The sequence below is a fragment of the Cetobacterium sp. 2A genome (assembly GCF_014250685.1).
GTDB lineage: Bacteria > Fusobacteriota > Fusobacteriia > Fusobacteriales > Fusobacteriaceae > Cetobacterium.
The window spans coordinates 757,078-774,384 of the sequence record NZ_JACFAJ010000006.1; the positions used below are offsets into that span (position 1 = coordinate 757,078).

17 protein-coding genes, 2 tRNA genes and 3 rRNA genes are annotated in these 17,307 nt (G+C 34.3%); all 22 read left to right on the forward strand.

What is annotated here, in order from left to right; translation table 11 throughout:
- Positions 1 to 4: 4 nt before the first annotated feature.
- The 22 genes from tyrS to H3N56_RS07605 all read left to right on the forward strand — a co-directional run bounded on the left by tyrS (position 5) and on the right by H3N56_RS07605 (position 17,171).
- The gene (gene tyrS / locus H3N56_RS07500) at positions 5 to 1,231 is read left to right on the forward strand and encodes a tyrosine--tRNA ligase (RefSeq protein WP_185880588.1); all 1,227 of its coding nucleotides are present in this window, start codon (positions 5 to 7) and stop codon (positions 1,229 to 1,231) included.
- 31 nt (positions 1,232 to 1,262) lie between these two features.
- Positions 1,263 to 1,736 (forward strand): GNAT family N-acetyltransferase, encoded by a 474-nt coding sequence (locus H3N56_RS07505; RefSeq protein ID WP_185880589.1) that lies wholly within the window; start codon positions 1,263 to 1,265, stop codon positions 1,734 to 1,736.
- Between the two features lie 56 nt (positions 1,737 to 1,792).
- On the forward strand, positions 1,793 to 2,428 hold the full coding sequence (gene nth, locus H3N56_RS07510; RefSeq protein WP_185880590.1) for an endonuclease III: 636 nt from the start codon (positions 1,793 to 1,795) through the stop codon (positions 2,426 to 2,428).
- Positions 2,429 to 2,517: 89 nt separating this feature from the next.
- Positions 2,518 to 3,684 carry a cysteine desulfurase NifS gene (gene nifS, locus H3N56_RS07515; RefSeq protein ID WP_185880591.1) on the forward strand — a complete coding sequence of 389 codons (1,167 nt, stop codon included), beginning with the start codon at positions 2,518 to 2,520 and terminating at the stop codon, positions 3,682 to 3,684.
- An 18-nt stretch (positions 3,685 to 3,702) separates the two neighbouring features.
- Positions 3,703 to 4,077 carry a Fe-S cluster assembly scaffold protein NifU gene (nifU, locus tag H3N56_RS07520; protein ID WP_185880592.1) on the forward strand — a complete coding sequence of 125 codons (375 nt, stop codon included), beginning with the start codon at positions 3,703 to 3,705 and terminating at the stop codon, positions 4,075 to 4,077.
- An 87-nt stretch (positions 4,078 to 4,164) separates the two neighbouring features.
- The gene (locus H3N56_RS07525; RefSeq protein WP_185880593.1) at positions 4,165 to 5,283 is read left to right on the forward strand and encodes a D-alanyl-D-alanine carboxypeptidase family protein; all 1,119 of its coding nucleotides are present in this window, start codon (positions 4,165 to 4,167) and stop codon (positions 5,281 to 5,283) included.
- 186 nt (positions 5,284 to 5,469) lie between these two features.
- Positions 5,470 to 6,983: ribosomal RNA gene (locus H3N56_RS07530) — 16S ribosomal RNA — on the forward strand.
- Between the two features lie 45 nt (positions 6,984 to 7,028).
- Positions 7,029 to 7,104: transfer RNA gene (locus tag H3N56_RS07535), tRNA-Ala, on the forward strand.
- Positions 7,105 to 7,216: 112 nt separating this feature from the next.
- Positions 7,217 to 10,130 (forward strand): 23S ribosomal RNA (locus H3N56_RS07540).
- A gap of 53 nt (positions 10,131 to 10,183) precedes the next feature.
- Positions 10,184 to 10,300, forward strand: a 5S ribosomal RNA gene (gene rrf / locus H3N56_RS07545).
- The 16S, 23S and 5S rRNA genes sit together here with 1 tRNA gene alongside, the layout of an rRNA operon.
- 167 nt (positions 10,301 to 10,467) lie before the next feature.
- Positions 10,468 to 10,641 carry a 4Fe-4S binding protein gene (locus H3N56_RS07550; RefSeq protein ID WP_185880594.1) on the forward strand — a complete coding sequence of 58 codons (174 nt, stop codon included), beginning with the start codon at positions 10,468 to 10,470 and terminating at the stop codon, positions 10,639 to 10,641.
- Positions 10,642 to 10,687: 46 nt separating this feature from the next.
- Positions 10,688 to 10,861, forward strand: a complete 174-nt coding sequence (locus H3N56_RS07555; protein ID WP_185880595.1) for a 4Fe-4S binding protein — start codon at positions 10,688 to 10,690, stop codon at positions 10,859 to 10,861.
- Positions 10,862 to 10,897: 36 nt separating this feature from the next.
- Positions 10,898 to 10,973, forward strand: a tRNA-Thr gene (locus H3N56_RS07560).
- 53 nt (positions 10,974 to 11,026) lie between these two features.
- The gene (locus H3N56_RS07565) at positions 11,027 to 11,608 is read left to right on the forward strand and encodes a type II secretion system protein (RefSeq protein WP_185880596.1); all 582 of its coding nucleotides are present in this window, start codon (positions 11,027 to 11,029) and stop codon (positions 11,606 to 11,608) included.
- Positions 11,609 to 11,793: 185 nt separating this feature from the next.
- Positions 11,794 to 12,897 carry a GspE/PulE family protein gene (locus H3N56_RS07570; protein WP_185880597.1) on the forward strand — a complete coding sequence of 368 codons (1,104 nt, stop codon included), beginning with the start codon at positions 11,794 to 11,796 and terminating at the stop codon, positions 12,895 to 12,897.
- Positions 12,894 to 14,060, forward strand: coding sequence for a type II secretion system F family protein (locus H3N56_RS07575; RefSeq protein WP_185880598.1), 1,167 nt, complete (start codon positions 12,894 to 12,896; stop codon positions 14,058 to 14,060). Before H3N56_RS07570 ends, H3N56_RS07575 begins: the two co-directional genes overlap by 4 nt.
- Positions 14,061 to 14,080: 20 nt before the next feature.
- Positions 14,081 to 14,548 carry a type II secretion system protein gene (locus H3N56_RS07580; protein WP_185880599.1) on the forward strand — a complete coding sequence of 156 codons (468 nt, stop codon included), beginning with the start codon at positions 14,081 to 14,083 and terminating at the stop codon, positions 14,546 to 14,548.
- On the forward strand, positions 14,533 to 14,994 hold the full coding sequence (locus tag H3N56_RS07585) for an A24 family peptidase (RefSeq protein ID WP_185880600.1): 462 nt from the start codon (positions 14,533 to 14,535) through the stop codon (positions 14,992 to 14,994). The genes H3N56_RS07580 and H3N56_RS07585 overlap by 16 nt, the downstream gene beginning before the upstream one ends.
- Entirely contained in the window at positions 14,991 to 15,341 is a 351-nt protein-coding gene (locus H3N56_RS07590; protein WP_185880601.1) for a prepilin-type N-terminal cleavage/methylation domain-containing protein, read from the forward strand. The genes H3N56_RS07585 and H3N56_RS07590 overlap by 4 nt, the downstream gene beginning before the upstream one ends.
- Positions 15,328 to 15,870: a prepilin-type N-terminal cleavage/methylation domain-containing protein gene (locus tag H3N56_RS07595; RefSeq protein ID WP_185880602.1), complete on the forward strand. Its 543-nt coding sequence runs from the start codon at positions 15,328 to 15,330 to the stop codon at positions 15,868 to 15,870. Before H3N56_RS07590 ends, H3N56_RS07595 begins: the two co-directional genes overlap by 14 nt.
- Positions 15,851 to 16,396, forward strand: a complete 546-nt coding sequence (locus H3N56_RS07600; RefSeq protein ID WP_185880603.1) for a hypothetical protein — start codon at positions 15,851 to 15,853, stop codon at positions 16,394 to 16,396. Before H3N56_RS07595 ends, H3N56_RS07600 begins: the two co-directional genes overlap by 20 nt.
- Entirely contained in the window at positions 16,371 to 17,171 is an 801-nt protein-coding gene (locus H3N56_RS07605; protein ID WP_185880604.1) for a PilN domain-containing protein, read from the forward strand. The genes H3N56_RS07600 and H3N56_RS07605 overlap by 26 nt, the downstream gene beginning before the upstream one ends.
- Positions 17,172 to 17,307: the final 136 nt, after the last annotated feature.

The following is a 17,307-nucleotide window of genomic DNA, read 5'->3' on the forward strand; positions in this document are numbered from 1 at the left end:
AATTATGTCAAATGTATTTGATGTTTTACAAGAACGTGGATATTTAAAACAACTTACTCATGAAGAAGAAACAAGAGAGTTACTAGGGAAAGAAAAAGTAACTTTTTATATAGGGTTTGACCCAACAGCAGATAGTCTACATGTAGGACATTTTATTGCTATGATGTTTATGTCTCATATGCAAAGACATGGACACAGACCTATAGCTCTTATAGGTGGTGGAACTGCTATGATAGGAGATCCAAGTGGAAGAACTGATATGAGACAGATGCTAACAGAAGAGGGGATTGCCCATAACGTAGCTTCTATAAAAAAACAAATGGAAAAATTCATTGATTTTTCAGATGGAAAAGCTATCTTAGAAAACAATGCTGATTGGTTACTTGGATTAAACTATGTAGAGTTTATAAGAGATATCGGATCTCAATTCTCGGTAAACAGAATGTTATCGGCAGAGTGTTTTAAATCAAGAATGGAAAACGGAGGATTATCTTTCTTAGAGTTCAACTACATGTTGATGCAAGGATATGATTTCTTAGTTCTTAATAGAAAGCATAACTGTACTATGCAGTTAGGTGGAGATGACCAGTGGTCTAATATGATAGCTGGAGTAGATTTAGTTAGAAGAAAAGACAGAAAATCATCATATGCAATGACTTGTTCTCTTTTAACAAATAGTGAAGGAAATAAAATGGGTAAAACAGCAAAAGGTGCTTTATGGTTAGACCCAGAGAAAACATCACCTTATGATTTCTACCAATACTGGAGAAATCTTCCAGATGCTGACGTTGAAAGACCATTAGCTCTTCTTACATACATTCCAATGGATGAGGTTAGAAGATTAGCAGCATTAGAAGGAGCAGCAATAAATGAAGCTAAGAAGGTTTTAGCTTATGAAGTTACTAAAATAGTTCACGGAGAAGAGGAAGCTATTAAAGCTCAGCAAGCAGCAGAAGCTCTTTTTGGTGGAGTAGGTATGGATATGAGTAATGTTCCAACAAGTGAAATTTCTGAAGAGAAATTAGGAATAGGATTAGTTGATCTTTTAGTTGAACTTGAAATTTTAAAAACTAAGAGTGAAGGAAGAAGACTTGTTCAACAAAACGGACTTTCTATAGATGATGTTAAAGTCACTGATTTTAATTTACCAGTAACAAAAGATTTATTTAAAGATGGAGAAATTTTAGTTAAGCAAGGGAAGAAAAAATATAATAGAATAGTTATAAAATAAAATTGACATTAAACTTTAAGGATGGTTATTATTGATAGTTCTAAGAAAAGCAGTTTTAGAAGATATTCCAAATATCTACGAGCAATTACATTTAAATTATGTAAAGAAATATTGTAAAGGTGAAGAGGAAGCTCAATGGGAAATTCATAAAAAGTGGTATACCTTTTTAATAAATTCATCATCGTATATACTATACACGATTGAAGATATAGGGGGTAAGTTTTTAGGAAGCATAAAATTTGAGATAGAAAATGAAACCTCTATAATATGTATTTTTATTGCTAAAGAACTGAGAGGAAAGGGATATTCTAAAATTATAATAGAATCAAGCATTGACGAAATGAAATTTGAAAAACCAGAAGTTAGTGTGGTTCTAGCATATATTTTAGAAGAAAATGAAATATCAATATTAAGTTTTGAAAAATCAGGATTTATCTATGAAGGAATGGAAGAGTATGAAGGAGTAGATAATCTTCTGTATGTCAAATGGATAGATAGAAACTAAAATGGGCATCTGTATAGATGCCCATTTTTTATAAAATTTAAATGGGAGTGTTGAATATGACTAAAAAAGAAAAAGTAAAAAAAATTATAGAAATATTTAGGGAGAAATTTGGACATCCAAAATGCGCTCTAGATTATAAGACACCATTTGAATTACTTGTATCTGTAATATTATCAGCACAATGTACAGATGTAAGGGTCAATATAGTTACTAAGCATATGTTTAAAATAGTGAATACACCTGAAGAGTTTGCAAATATGGATTTGTCAGAAATAGAGGACTTAATCAGAAGTACTGGTTTTTTCAGAAATAAAGCTAAGAATATAAAACTTTGTAGTCAAAGAATTTTGGAGAAATTTAATGGTGAGGTTCCTCAGTCGATGGAAGATTTAACATCTCTGGCAGGTGTTGGAAGGAAAACGGCCAATGTTGTCAGAGGAGAGATATGGGGATTGGCGGATGGAATAACGGTTGATACACACGTAAAAAGACTTACAAATTTAATTGGACTTGTAAATTCAGATGATCCTTTAAAGATAGAAAAAGAGCTTATGAAAATTGTTGATAAAAAAGATTGGATTGACTTTCCACATTTTTTAATACTACAAGGAAGAGAGATTTGTATAGCAAGAAGGCCTAAATGTTCTATTTGTGAGATAAAAGAGTATTGTAACTATGGAAAAAACAAATAAAACTTAATTTTAATTCTTGACAAGGTGGATAAAGAATGGTATATAATATAGACAACAGAGTTACGAACTTATTCAAGGAGAGGGTAAATATGAGAGTTTATCTTGATAACAATGCTACAACAAAAATGGATCCAAAAGTTTTAGAAGCAATGATGCCATTCTTAACAGAAGAATATGGAAATGCTTTTAGCATGCATTTATTCGGAAGAGAAACTGGTGCCGCTGTATCTAGATCAAGAGAAGAAATAGCTAAGCTTTTAGGAGTGTTGTCTACAGAGATAATATTTACTGCTTCTGGAACTGAATCAGATAATATCGCTGTAAGAGGAATTGCTAAAGCATATAAAAATAGAGGAAATCATATAATAACAAGTAATATAGAGCATCCAGCTATAAAAAATACATTAAAAGATTTAGAAAAAGATGGATATGAAGTTACTTTCGTATCTGTAGATTCAAATGGAGTACTAAAATTAGACGAGTTAGAAGCTGCTATTAGACCAGAAACAATACTGATTTCTGTTATGCATGCTAATAATGAAGTTGGAACAATAGAGCCAATTGCTGCAATTGGAGAATTAGCTAAAAAAAATAAAATAATTTTCCATGTTGATGCAGTTCAAACAGTTGGAAAAATTCCATTTTCACCTAAAGAATTAGGAATAGATTTACTATCTTTTTCTGGACATAAATTCTATGGACCAAAAGGAATAGGAGCTCTATATATAAGAAGTGGAGTAAGAGTTGCAAAGATAATTACTGGTGGAGGTCAAGAGAAAAAATTAAGACCTGGAACTACAAATACGCCAGCAATTGTTGGAATGGCAAAAGCTTTAGAGTTAGCTTATGCAAATATGCCTGAAGAGATAGCTAGAGAAACAGAATTAAGAGACTATTTTGAAAGCCAAATAGTAGAAAAAATACCAGAAGTGGTTATAAATGCAAAATCTGTAGAAAGATTACCAGGAACATCGAGCATAACGTTTAAATATCTTGAAGGGGAGTCAATACTTCTTTCTCTAAGTTATTTAGGAATTGCAGTAAGTTCAGGTTCAGCTTGTTCATCTGATGAATTACAAGCTTCACATGTGTTACTAGCTATGGGAATCCCAGCTGAATTTGCACATGGAACTATCAGATTTAGTTTAGGTAAATATAATACAAAAGAAGAAATCGACTATACAGTTGAGCAAGTTGTAAAAGTTATAGAAAAACTAAGAATACTTTCACCTTTATGGAATGAATTTAATAGATAAAAAGGAGTTGTGATATAGATGCAATATTCAGAAAAAGTAATGGAACATTTTATGAATCCAAGAAACGTAGGAACAATGGAAAATCCTGATGGATACGGAAAGGTTGGAAATCCTTCTTGTGGAGATATCATGGAGCTTTTCTTGAAAATAGAAAATGATGTAATAGTTGATGTAAAATTTAGAACATTTGGTTGTGCTTCTGCAATTGCTACATCATCAATCTCAACAGAGATGGTTTTAGGAAAAAATATAGACGAAGCTTTAATAATAACTAATAAAGCAGTAGCTGAAGCTTTAGGGGGATTGCCACCAGTAAAGATGCATTGTTCAGTGCTTGCAGAAGAAGCTTTAAAAAAAGCTATAGAAGATTACTTGGCTAAAAAAAATAAATAGTTTATAATATAAAAAAGAACTCCTTAGTAATTGCAGTATTACTTACAAGGAGTTCTTTTAATATTAGGTTACAGGAGAGTTAATTCTATGAAAAAAATAATGTTCACAGCTTTTTTATTAATCCAAACTATATTGTTTTCGTCACAAGGGGAGCAACCAGACTACAAGTCTTATATACTTGGGGATTCTCATGGAAAAATTTATTTTAAAAATAATGAAAATGCTAAATTACCTCTTGCATCTGTTACTAAAATGATGAATATTATGGTGGTATTTGATGAAATAAATAAGGGGAATATAAGCCTTGATGATGAAGTAGTTATTGATTGGGAAATTGTGAGTGTTGGTGGAAGTAGTATACCTATGAAAAGTGGAGAAGTATTTACTTTAAGAGATTTGATAAAAGCTGCTGCGATAAAATCGGCTAATAATGCAGCATATGCCATTGCAAAGCATGCTGGAAAAGGAAGTATAAATGATTTTGTTGCTAAAATGAATGCAAAAGCAAAAGATTTAGGATTAGAAAATGAATTGGAATTTTATACGCCTGCTGGATTACCTGCTCATATGACAAAAAAACCAATGGATGTGGGAACTGCAAGAGGAATATACGAACTTTCAAGAGAAGCTATTAAGTATAAAGGATATATGCAATATGCATCATTGCCTAAAGCTACAATAAAGAATGGAGAAATTTTATTGAGAAGTACAAACCACCTTTTAGGAAAAGATGGAATCTATGGAATAAAAACTGGATATCACACAAGATCAGGATTTAATATTGCGATAGCTAGTAATAAAGAGGGAATAGATACTATAGTTGTAGTTTTAGGTGGAAAAAGTACAAAAATAAGAGATGAAAAGATACTTAGTTTAGAAAAAAGTTTTCATGAAAAGTATAAAGCTAAGAATATAGTTAATAAGTCAACTCCTGTTGTAAAAATACCAGTTCAAAATGGACTTAAAGATTATATAGAGGCATATCCAGAAAATAATTATGTAAGTGTTTTATCTGAAGATTCAGATGTTAAACTTCAGCTAGAAAGAGTTCCAGTACTTTTAGCTCCAGTACAAGCAGGATCAGTAGTTGGAGAATATGGTATATATGTAGATGGAAACAAGGTTTTTACAGATAATTTAATTGTAAAGGAAAACATTCAAAAGAAGAATATTTTAGATATATTAAAAAGTAAGTTTAAAAAATAAAAATAATTAAAAAAAACTATTGACGATAATTGTTTATTATGGTACTATTATTTTTGTCAGCGAGAAACATTTGCGGACGAAAACAAATAAGGACATTAGCAACCGAATAGAGAAAGATAGTCAAAAGTTATGCAATAACAACCATTAAATGGTGTACATTAAGTCGTAAGACTTTAAAAATATATTTGAATGAAGAGTTTGATCCTGGCTCAGGATGAACGCTGACAGAATGCTTAACACATGCAAGTCGACTTGAAGTTCTTCGGAATGGAAAGTGGCGGACGGGTGAGTAACGCGTAAAGAATTTGCCTTTTAGTCTGGGACAACTGTTGGAAACGACAGCTAATACCGGATATTATGGATTTCTCGCATGGGATTTTCATGAAAGCTATATGCGCTAGAAGAGAACTTTGCGTTCCATTAGCTAGTTGGTGGGGTAATGGCCCACCAAGGCGACGATGGATAGCCGGCCTGAGAGGGTGAACGGCCACAAGGGGACTGAGACACGGCCCTTACTCCTACGGGAGGCAGCAGTGGGGAATATTGGACAATGGACCAAAAGTCTGATCCAGCAATTCTGTGTGCACGATGAAGGTTTTCGGATCGTAAAGTGCTTTCAGTTGGGAAGAAAAAAATGACGGTACCAACAGAAGAAGCGACGGCTAAATACGTGCCAGCAGCCGCGGTAATACGTATGTCGCAAGCGTTATCCGGATTTATTGGGCGTAAAGCGCGTCTAGGCGGATTAGTAAGTCTGATGTTAAAATGCGGGGCTCAACTCCGTATTGCGTTGGAAACTGCTAGTCTAGAGTACTGGAGAGGTGGGCGGAACTACAAGTGTAGAGGTGAAATTCGTAGATATTTGTAGGAATGCCGATAGAGAAGTCAGCTCACTGGACAGATACTGACGCTGAAGCGCGAAAGCGTGGGGAGCAAACAGGATTAGATACCCTGGTAGTCCACGCCGTAAACGATGATCACTAGGTGTTGGGGGTCGAACCTCAGCGCCCAAGCTAACGCGATAAGTGATCCGCCTGGGGAGTACGTACGCAAGTATGAAACTCAAAGGAATTGACGGGGACCCGCACAAGCGGTGGAGCATGTGGTTTAATTCGACGCAACGCGAGGAACCTTACCAGCGTTTGACATCCCAAGAAGTTTCCAGAGATGGAGATGTGCCGGCTTGCCGGAACTTGGTGACAGGTGGTGCATGGCTGTCGTCAGCTCGTGTCGTGAGATGTTGGGTTAAGTCCCGCAACGAGCGCAACCCCTTTTGTATGTTGCTACCATTAAGTTGAGCACTCATGCGATACTGCCTGCGACGAGCAGGAGGAAGGTGGGGATGACGTCAAGTCATCATGCCCCTTATACGCTGGGCTACACACGTGCTACAATGGGCAGTACAGAGAGTCGCCAACCCGCGAGGGTGAGCTAATCTCTTAAAGCTGTTCTTAGTTCGGATTGTACTCTGCAACTCGAGTACATGAAGTTGGAATCGCTAGTAATCGCAAATCAGCTATGTTGCGGTGAATACGTTCTCGGGTCTTGTACACACCGCCCGTCACACCACGAGAGTTGGTTGCACCTGAAGTGGCAGGCCTAACCCGTAAGGGAGGGATGTTCCTAAGGTGTGATTAGCGATTGGGGTGAAGTCGTAACAAGGTATCCGTACGGGAACGTGCGGATGGATCACCTCCTTTCTAAGGAGACTACAATCTTTCTCTATTCGATTGATAATGTTCTGAGGGGATATAGCTCAGTTGGGAGAGCAACGCACTTGCACTGCGTAGGTCAGCGGTTCGACTCCGCTTATCTCCACCATAAATATTATCGTTTGGACATTGGAAACTATATAGTAGATATTGAGAGAATAATTAACAAATAACTAACAATTCAAATAATCTTTGAGTAGTTAGTCTGTCAAATAAAAATAGGTTAAGATATTAAGGGCACATGAAGGATGCCTTGGTAGTAAGAGCCGATGAAGGACGTGGTAAGCTGCGATAAGCCTAGAGGAGTTGCAATCGAACATTGATTCTAGGATTTCCGAATGGAGAAATCTGCTAAGATGGAGTCTTAGCACGAAAGAGGGAACCGCGTGAACTGAAACATCTAAGTAACGCGAGGAAAAGAAAGTAAAAACGATCCCCTAAGTAGCGGCGAGCGAACGGGGGTGAGCCTAAACCATATACATGTCAAGGTTACAGCCGTTGTGTATATGGGGTAGCGGGATAGTCTCTAGAAAGTCTGTAAAGCTTTCAGCATTTTGAAACACCGAACTGGAAGAACTTGGAAAAGTTCGCCGTAGAGGGTGATAGCCCCGTACAGGTAACCTGTTTCAAATGCGTAACTAATCCCAAGTAGCACGGAACACGAGGAATTCTGTGTGAATCAGCGAGGACCATATCTCGTAAGGCTAAATACTCTTACTAACCGATAGCGCATAGTACCGTGAGGGAAAGGTGAAAAGAACCCCGGGAGGGGAGTGAAATAGAACCTGAAATCATGTGCTTACAAGCGGTCAGAGCCCTTCGGGGTGATGGCGTGCCTTTTGGAGAATGATCCTGCGAGTTACGTTCAGTGGCAAGGTTAAGTTTAACGGAGCCGAAGGGAAACCGAGTCTGAATAGGGCGACATAGTCGCTGGGCGTAGACGCGAAACCTGGTGATCTAAGCCTGTCCAGGGTGAAGCTGTGGTAAGACACAGTGGAGGCCCGAACTCACCGCCGTTGAAAAGTTGGGAGATGAGGTAGGTTTAGGGGTGAAAAGCCAATCGAACCAGGAGATAGCTCGTTCTCTCCGAAATGCATTTAGGTGCAGCCTTGAGTGTTCAATTATGGGGGTAGAGCACTGAATGATCTAGGGGGCATATTGCTTACCGAAATCAATCAAACTCCGAATACCATAATTTAAGAGCTCAGGAGTGAGACTATGGGAATTAACTTCCATGGTCAAAAGGGAAACAACCCAGACCACCAGCTAAGGTCCCTAATTATAACTAAGTGGGAAAGGAGGTGGAGATTCACAAACAACCAGGAGGTTGGCTTAGAAGCAGCCATACCTTTAAAGAGTGCGTAATAGCTCACTGGTCGAGAGTCTCTGCGCCGACAATGTAACGGGGCTAAGTTATAAACCGAAGCTGTGGAATTGCGTAAGCAATTGGTAGGAGAGCGTTCTGTAGGCCGTTGAAGGAGAAGCGTAAGCGACTCTGGAGGTATCAGAAGTGAGAATGCAGGAATAAGTAGCGAGAATGGGAGCGAGAATCTCCCACGCCGGAAGACCAAGGGTTCCAGGGTAAAGTTTGTCTTCCCTGGGTAAGCCGGGTCCTAAGCCGAGGCTATAATGCGTAGGCGAATGGAAAACAGATTAATATTTCTGTGCCACTGATATTGAGTGATGGAGGGACGCAGGAGGTTATGCACGCTGGCGAACGGAAGTGCCAGTGTAAGCGTGTAGGGTGGTCTCGTAGGAAAATCCGCGAGACTAGATCTGAGGCGTGATACGGAGTCGTAAGATGAAGGTGCAAATACCACACTGCCGAGAAAAGCTTCTAAGCGTTTAAAGATATTAGTGCCCGTACCCCAAACCGACACAGGTGGTCAGGATGAGAAATCTAAGGCGGACAGGCTAACTCTCGTTAAGGAACTCTGCAAAATTGCCCCGTAACTTCGGGAGAAGGGGTGCCTTTCATGGTCAGCGAACACGCGTCGCAAAGCTGTGAGAGGCCGCAGTGAAGAGTCTCAGGCGACTGTTTAACAAAAACACAGGTCTATGCTAAGCTGTAAGGCGATGTATATGGGCTGACACCTGCCCAGTGCCGGAAGGTTAAGAGGAGGAGTGAGAGCTCCGAATTGAAGCCCCGGTGAACGGCGGCCGTAACTATAACGGTCCTAAGGTAGCGAAATTCCTTGTCGGGTAAGTTCCGACCTGCACGAATGGTGTAACGATCTGAGAGCTGTCTTGACGGGAGGCCTGGTGAAATTGTATTATCGGTGAAGATACCGATTACCTGCAGTAGGACGGAAAGACCCCATGGAGCTTTACTGTAGCTTGGTATTGGGTTTTGGTGTCGTATGTATAGGATAGTTGGGAGACTATGATGCGTGGTCGCTAGATTACGCGGAGTCAACGGTGGAATACCAACCATACTACATCGAAATTCTAATCTGAGGTTTGTACCCTCGGAGACAGTGCTAGGTGGGCAGTTTGACTGGGGCGGTCGCCTCCGAAAGAGTAACGGAGGCGTTCAAAGGTTCCCTCAGGTTGGATGGAAATCAACCGGAGAGTGCAATGGCAGAAGGGAGCTTAACTGCGAGACTGACGGGTCGAGCAGGTGCGAAAGCAGGACATAGTGATCCGGCGATTCCGAATGGAAGGGTCGTCGCTCAACGGATAAAAGCTACCCTGGGGATAACAGGCTGATTCTACCCGAGAGTCCATATCGACGGTAGAGTTTGGCACCTCGATGTCGGCTCATCGCATCCTGGGGCTGGAGAAGGTCCCAAGGGTTGGGCTGTTCGCCCATTAAAGCGGTACGTGAGCTGGGTTCAGAACGTCGTGAGACAGTTCGGTCCCTATCCACTGTAGGCGTTAGAATATTGAGAAGATCTGTCCTTAGTACGAGAGGACCGGGATGGACAAACCTCTGATGTACCAGTTGTCACGCCAGTGGCACAGCTGGGTAGTCACGTTTGGAACAGATAACCGCTGAAAGCATCTAAGCGGGAAACTGACTTCAAGATAAGTATTCTTTAAGACACCTTCGAGACTAGGAGGTTGATAGGTTGGGGGTGTAAGAGTAGCGATACTTTTAGCTGACCAATACTAATATGTCGAAGTTTTAACCTAATAAATCTCAACTACTATATAGTTTCAAGTGTTCCAAAGACATTTGAATATTGATTGGCAACGATAGCTATGAGGGTACACCCAGTAACATTTCGAACCTGGAAGTTAAGCTCATAAACGCTGAAAGTACTTGGGGGGCAGCCCCCTGGGAGGATAAGTAGTTGCCAATCTTTTTTATTTTTTGGATAAAATGTTTTAGTTCTATTCAAAATAATAATTTGGTTATCAAACCTTTTGTATTGAAAGTGAAAAAAACTCAAGTAAATAACTTGACAATTTTCGGTATTTTAGTTATATTGGTAGTGATGATTACTTTAAAAAATGGGAGGTACAATAAATGTACGTAATAGATAAGGAAATATGTATTGGGTGTGGAGCTTGCGAGGGAACTTGTCCAGTATCAGCAATATCAGCAGATGCAAACGGAAAATATGAAATTTGTGATGCTTGTATCGATTGTGGTTCATGTGCAGGAGTTTGTCCAGTAGAAGCAATATCAGCAGGAAACTAATTTTTAATAAAAAAACCAAAAACCAAAACCAAAACGGAGGTAAAAAATGTACGTAATCGATAAAGAAATATGTATTGCATGTGGAGCATGTGAAGCAGTATGTCCAGTATCAGCAATATCAGCTGATGCAGATGGAAAAAGAGAAATAAACGATTCTTGTATTGACTGTGGAGCTTGTGCAGCTACTTGTCCAGTAGATGCAATATCAGCAGGAAACTAATTATATAAGGGTAGCTTATTTTTAAGCTACTCTTTTGCCGCCTTAGCTCAGTTGGTAGAGCAATACCATGGTAAGGTAGAGGTCACTGGTTCAATTCCGGTAGGTGGCACCACAATATAATATTACATCAGACACCTTTCAGAAAGTATTCGGAGGGGTTTTTTTATGTCCAAAAATAAATATTCTAAAGGTATGACTTATTTAGAAGTTTTAGTTGTAATTTCAATCATAGGATTTTTAACAATAGGTAGTTATTTAAAATATATTAAAGTATTAGAAATGGTAGATTTAAAAGATGCAAAATTAAAAATAGTTGAAACATATAGTTTATGTGCTATTAAATCTTTGGATCTCCAACAATCTTTTAAAGTTGATTTATTTATGAAAGAGAAATATATTGATACTGAGCTTGTACTGGTAGGTAATATAGATAAAATCGAAAAAAAAGAGAAAATACAACTGCCTAAAAAATTGAGATATGCTACTGTTTACGACAATTCGGTTTTGACTGAAATTAGAGCTAAGACTACTATAACTGGGAATTTAAATAAATCTTTTACAGTTTATATCTTCGACTATAAAGATTTAGCAAAATACAGAATAGCTTTTTATATCTATCAAACAAATAAATTTTTGCAAGTTAACATTTATGAAAATATAAATGCTAGCGGAGCAACTTATTCAAACATTGAAAAATATCACAAATCGAGTGAGGGACAAAATCATATAGGGTGGCAAAAAGAATAAGAGGTGATTTAAATAAAAATTATTTTAATTACACAGCTAGTATTTACGATTGTTCTTTTAAGGGCTAACTTACCTAAAAAATTAAAGACTGCAAAAATGTATATTCAAATTTCAACGTTAGAAACTAAAAATAGTTTTAAGGTTGTAGCAGTAGAAAAATATCCTGAAAGATATGAGTGATGACTATGAATAAGAGTATATTGTTTGAAAGAGAGGTTACAGAGATAAGAGAGGGCGTATTTGAAAATTCAAATATAATTTCTCAATTCAATGATATGATTTTATCTGCTCTTAAAAAAAATAGCAGTGACATACATATTGAGCCTTTTAGAGATTCTTATAGAATTAGATTTAGAGTGGATGGAATTTTAGAAATAGTAAAATCAATAGACAAAAAGATAGGGATAGCTTTGGTATCCAGAATTAAAATATTATCTGAAATAGATATTGGAGAAAAAAGATTTCCGCAAGATGGAAGATTTAAAGGTAAGTATCTGGAAACAGAAATAGATTTTAGAGTTTCGACTATTCCAGTTATTTACGGTGAAAAGTGTGTTGTTAGAATATTAGATAAATTTATAGAAAAAAAGAGTTTAAAAGATTTAGGTTTTAGCGATAGAAATTATGAAATTCTTTTAAAAAACATAAAAAAAAGAAGTGGAATGATTATAATAACCGGTCCTACAGGAAGTGGAAAAACAACAACGCTATATAGTATTATAAATGAGTTGAATAAAGAAGGAGTAAATATATTATCGATAGAAGATCCTATTGAGTATCAAATTGAAGGAATAAATCAAGTTCAATGTAAGAGCGAGATAGGACTTAATTTTTCACAAGTACTGAGAGGATTTTTAAGACAAGATCCAGATATAATTTTAATTGGAGAAATTAGAGATGTAGAAACTGCAGAAATTGCACTAAGGGCTTCTTTGACAGGACATTTAGTCCTCACTACATTACATACAAAAGATGCAATTTCATCTATAGAAAGACTCATTAATTTTGGAATAGATCGTTATATGATAGCGGCTGGAGTCACTCTTATTCAAAGTCAAAGGTTAGTTAGAAAATTTGATGGAAAAGAATTTAAAGGTAGAATTGCTGTTGAAGAAACATTAGAGATAGATTCTGATATAAAAGAAATGATTTTAAAAGAGAGTTCGTCTTTTGAAATAGAAGAAAAGGCTCTAGAAAAAGGTATGATATCTCTCATAGAAAATGGAAAAATAAAAGTAAAAGATGGAATAACTTCAATGAGTGAAATTATAAGAGAGTGTAGCCTATGAAGGAATTTAGTTATACAGCTTATGATTATAGTGGTAAAAAAATTGAAGGCATTTACAGAGGGAAAGATAAAGCTGAACTGGAATTAAAATTGAAGGAAAATTCACAGCTACTTTTAAAGGCCAATGAATTAAAATTAGAAAAAACTAAGAGAATAAAATCTAAAGAAATACAGATGCTTATGAGAAATTTAGGAAAACTTATAAAGACAGGTCTAACTATAAAAAAAAGTTTGCAATTTCAAAGAGAAAGCATAGAAAATAAAACTTTAATAAGAAAACTTCAAAAGATAGAAGATGATATACAAATGGGAGAAGAACTCTATGAATCTTTCGAAAAACAAAATATATTGAAGCCAACCTATATAAATTTATTAAGAGTTGGAGAAGTTTCAGGAAACTTGGGAGAAAGCTTTTTTAAAGTATTTGAACTTATGAAACTTCAAGAGTACTATAAGATTAAAATTAGAAATATCATGATATATCCAATTGTTGTTATTGGAACGTCGTTAGTAATAATAAATTTTATGGTATTTTTTATACTTCCCAATTTTTTAGAAATGTTCACTCAAAATAATCAAGAATTACCTATAATCACGAGCATAATTATATTCGGATTAGAGCTACTTAAAGAAAATTATTTTTCTATTTTAGTAGCTCTTTTTTTTATAGTTATATTTTTAAAAAAGTTTTCAAATAATAATAATATTTATCTTAAAATACCAATTTTTAGAAAAATTTACAGAGATAAGATAGCTATGGAATTTTGTAGGACATTATTTTTACTTCTTGAAGCTGGGATTCATTTTAGCATGGCTTTTGATATAGCTACAGAAGATTTAGAGACTTATAAATTGAAAATAGATTTTAGTAAAATAAGAATTAGTGTAAAAGAAGGGACTGTTCCTTCTTTAATTTTCAAAGAGATAAATCTATTATCTAGAGAAAACTTAGGTTTAATCAAATTGGGAGAAGAAAGTGGAGAAATAGGCAAAATGTTAGAAGAGGTTTCTAAAAATATCGAGTTTAAAATAAATGAGAGAATAGAGCTTTTTCTTCAACTTTTAGAACCTATTTTAATTTTAGTTATTGGAATATCTTTAGGGATAGTCGTAATAGCACTATACTTGCCAATATTTAATATAATAGACAATTTTGATATCTAAAAAATATGTGGGAGGAAAAAATGAATAAAAATTCAGGATTTACACTTATTGAGATGATTGTTGTGTTAGGAATTGTAGCTATTCTATCAAGTTTTGCCGTTCCAAAAACTAGAAAATATTTAGCTGTCGCTAAAGACACATCGGCGATAAATGCTCTTTCAATTCTTAGAACTGCTGTAGAATTAAAAAGTATAGATGGAGTGGAGATGCCAACAGTTGAAGAAAATACAGAATTTACAAAAGAACACTTTGATTCATTGGAAGAGTTTTTATCAGGTGGAATAAAAAAAACATTGGGATTTACTGAGGATAGTATAACTGGGACAGTGGCAAATATACAGTCTGGAGGACATAGAGATTCCAAAGATGGAACTTTATTATATGGTGGGAAATTAAAATTAGTCTTTAAAGCTGGAGAGTTAAAACTTACTCCAGTAGAAGAAACAGGAGAATATAATACAAATGGAGAATTATGGAAAAACTTTTGATATTCTTTTGGGCAATGTATATAGGAATAGTTATATTGGTAGCTATTATAGATATGAATAAAAAAATTATTCCAAATATATTTACATTATCGTTAATTTTATTAGGGATTATATATAATTATATATATTTTGGAAGTATTGAAAGATCAATTATAGGGGGCGGAGTTTTCGCCTCTCCGTTTTTGCTCATATATGGTTATGGGTATGATTTTTTCAAAAAAGAATGTTTAGGTTTTGGAGATGTAAAATTTATCTTTGCTATAGGTTGTTTTTTAGGTTATACCGATTTGTATAGTTTCTTAATTTTTATAAATGGAATATTTACTATAGCTTTAATTGTCGTATTATTATTTTTTAAAAAAATTAAAAAAAATCAAGAAATTCCATTCGCTCCCTTTATTTCCTTTATGGCAATTATTTACCCAATATTAGAAGGTTTTATATGAAAAAAGGATTTAGTTTAATTGAAATCATAATCTGCTTGGGAATTATTTCGTTTGTTTTTATTCCTTCGATTTTTTATGTCCAAAAATTGAAGTTTTCAAGAAAAATAACTTTAGATTATGAAGAATTGAATAAAATGGCAGAACATTCTAGAATAGATTTGAAAAAAATCGGGTATGAAAAACTTTCAAAAAAAACTCATTTTATAGAAGAAACAGAAAAATTTAAAAATGAATATACGGTAAAAATTTTAGAACCTGGAATTTTAAGAGTTGATATTAAAATTTCTTTCAATTCTATCCTGAATAAAAAAATGATAAGGGAAGTTAAAGTTTATGTTGCGAAATAAAAATAAGGGGATTTCATTTCTAGAGGTAGTAGTAACTATTGGAATTTTATCCTTAGTATCCTTAATTCTTGGAAGTACTATGAAAATATTTTTTATTCTAAATAAAGATTTAGAAAGAGACTATGGATATGAAAGAACAGGAAAGAAAAATTTACAACAAATATCTAGAGATTTAAAAATAGCGATATCTCTTTCAGAAATATATGATATTAGAATTTTAAAAGAAGATAGTTTGACAAGTTCACTTTTAAATAATCCTAAGACAAGTGGGAATACATTAGTTCTAAAAATCCCTGAATTCAAGAATGGACAACTCCATAATTCTTATAAGTTGTATAGATTTAATTCTAGAAAGTTAGAAGCATACTATGCAAAAGAAAGTACCTATGGAGTTATAAGAATAGATCTAAAAACAAAAGATAGTATTTTAGAAAATATAGATGATGGAATATTTTTAAAAGTGGGAACATTTATAAAGTTTGAGTTTAAATTCCTTGGAGGGAAAAAAGTTGAAGAGTGGAAAAATTAACGGATTTATAACTCTTACACTTATTGTCATGAGCACAATTTTTTTATGGATTTTATCAAGTTTTGTAAGAATTGAGAGTGGACGAATAGAAAGATATCAAACGCAAAAAGAGTTTTATAAAGATCAGTGGGAGTTAGAAGATTTATTGGAGTTTGGAAAATATGAACTCAAAAAAGCTGATGATTTTATAAATAATGAAGAGTTAAAAGGTGTGGTGGATTACTTCGGTGGAAATCCTAGAATATGGATATCCAAATCCGATAAATCATTTGGAAATTACAAAGTTAAACATATATATAAAAATAAAACCTCATTTGTAGATAAAGTAGTTCTATCCTCTGGAATAAGGAATGAATTTGAGATAAGACTTTTGAAGAAATTAAAAATAGGAGAAGAAAATATTTTATTTTTTGTGGATATTTTTTTATATTATGATTCACTAAATAAAGATGTAAATCTTCCAGACATTGAGGAGATTAAAGAAATGTGGGTGGAATACGATGAAAATAGAAATTTTATCAAATGAGATAGTTTTATATAAAAAAGAAGAAATGGTAAGTAAACTTTTATTTAATCATAAGAATCAAATATTTTTAAAAGTCTATGAATTGATAAGCGATATTGAAGAACTAAAAGAGATTAAAATATTTTTTGACGAAATCTTACTAGAGGATGAAGGAGATATTCTGACCTATAAAGGAGTTTCTATATCTTCAGAAATTTTCTATGCAATTATAGATTTGGTAAAAGAAAAGAATGGTAAAATTGGTTGTTTTTCTTTTATTGAAAAAAATCTAGATTTCAATAATGCTTTTGGTTATGAGAAAAAAATAATTAAAATAAAATATTCGATAATACTATCTTTAGTGAGCATTTTTATATTAATTTCGGGATCTATTTATTTAGAGAATAATCTCAAAAAAATAGATAAAAAAATTCAGAATATAGATATTTCGGAAAAAATATTACGTGAAGAAATTGGAGTTTTAAGAAAAAGTATAGAAGAATTTGAATTGGAAAATATTGAGTATAATAAGATGAAAGAAGAGTTGAATACTAAAACGAAATTTAATATTTTGTTTGATAGAATTAGGAATATAGTTCCAAGTGAAGTTTATTTAAAAAGTATAGATATAGAAAATAAAAAAATTAAACTTTATGGGAATTCAAAGTTTATAGAGTTGGTATATGAGTTTGAAAAAAAGTTAGATAATCTAGAAGTCATATCTAAAGTGAATAGTGATTTTATTAAAAATACAGGAGGGGATTTTGAATATTTGATAGAATTAGAAGTTTTTTAATTGGAAAAGAAAAAGTTGTATATCTGTTTGTTGTCGTTTTATTTCTAAGTTTATCATATTTATTTATATTTAATAAACTAGATAAAATTAACGAAAAGAAAGAAACTCTAAAACGCAAAGAGCAAAATTCTAGTGC

Coding starts and splice junctions, on each gene's coding strand:
- tyrS (WP_185880588.1), top strand. CDS start 5: ATGTCAAATGTATTTGATGTTTTACAAGAACGTGGATATTTAAAACAA.
- nth (WP_185880590.1), top strand. CDS start 1,793: ATGACTAAAAAAGAAAAAGTAAAAAAAATTATAGAAATATTTAGGGAG.
- nifS (WP_185880591.1), top strand. CDS start 2,518: ATGAGAGTTTATCTTGATAACAATGCTACAACAAAAATGGATCCAAAA.
- nifU (WP_185880592.1), top strand. CDS start 3,703: ATGCAATATTCAGAAAAAGTAATGGAACATTTTATGAATCCAAGAAAC.
- H3N56_RS07525 (WP_185880593.1), top strand. CDS start 4,165: ATGAAAAAAATAATGTTCACAGCTTTTTTATTAATCCAAACTATATTG.
- H3N56_RS07550 (WP_185880594.1), top strand. CDS start 10,468: ATGTACGTAATAGATAAGGAAATATGTATTGGGTGTGGAGCTTGCGAG.
- H3N56_RS07555 (WP_185880595.1), top strand. CDS start 10,688: ATGTACGTAATCGATAAAGAAATATGTATTGCATGTGGAGCATGTGAA.
- H3N56_RS07565 (WP_185880596.1), top strand. CDS start 11,027: ATGTCCAAAAATAAATATTCTAAAGGTATGACTTATTTAGAAGTTTTA.
- H3N56_RS07570 (WP_185880597.1), top strand. CDS start 11,794: ATGAATAAGAGTATATTGTTTGAAAGAGAGGTTACAGAGATAAGAGAG.
- H3N56_RS07575 (WP_185880598.1), top strand. CDS start 12,894: ATGAAGGAATTTAGTTATACAGCTTATGATTATAGTGGTAAAAAAATT.
- H3N56_RS07580 (WP_185880599.1), top strand. CDS start 14,081: ATGAATAAAAATTCAGGATTTACACTTATTGAGATGATTGTTGTGTTA.
- H3N56_RS07585 (WP_185880600.1), top strand. CDS start 14,533: ATGGAAAAACTTTTGATATTCTTTTGGGCAATGTATATAGGAATAGTT.
- H3N56_RS07590 (WP_185880601.1), top strand. CDS start 14,991: ATGAAAAAAGGATTTAGTTTAATTGAAATCATAATCTGCTTGGGAATT.
- H3N56_RS07595 (WP_185880602.1), top strand. CDS start 15,328: ATGTTGCGAAATAAAAATAAGGGGATTTCATTTCTAGAGGTAGTAGTA.
- H3N56_RS07605 (WP_185880604.1), top strand. CDS start 16,371: ATGAAAATAGAAATTTTATCAAATGAGATAGTTTTATATAAAAAAGAA.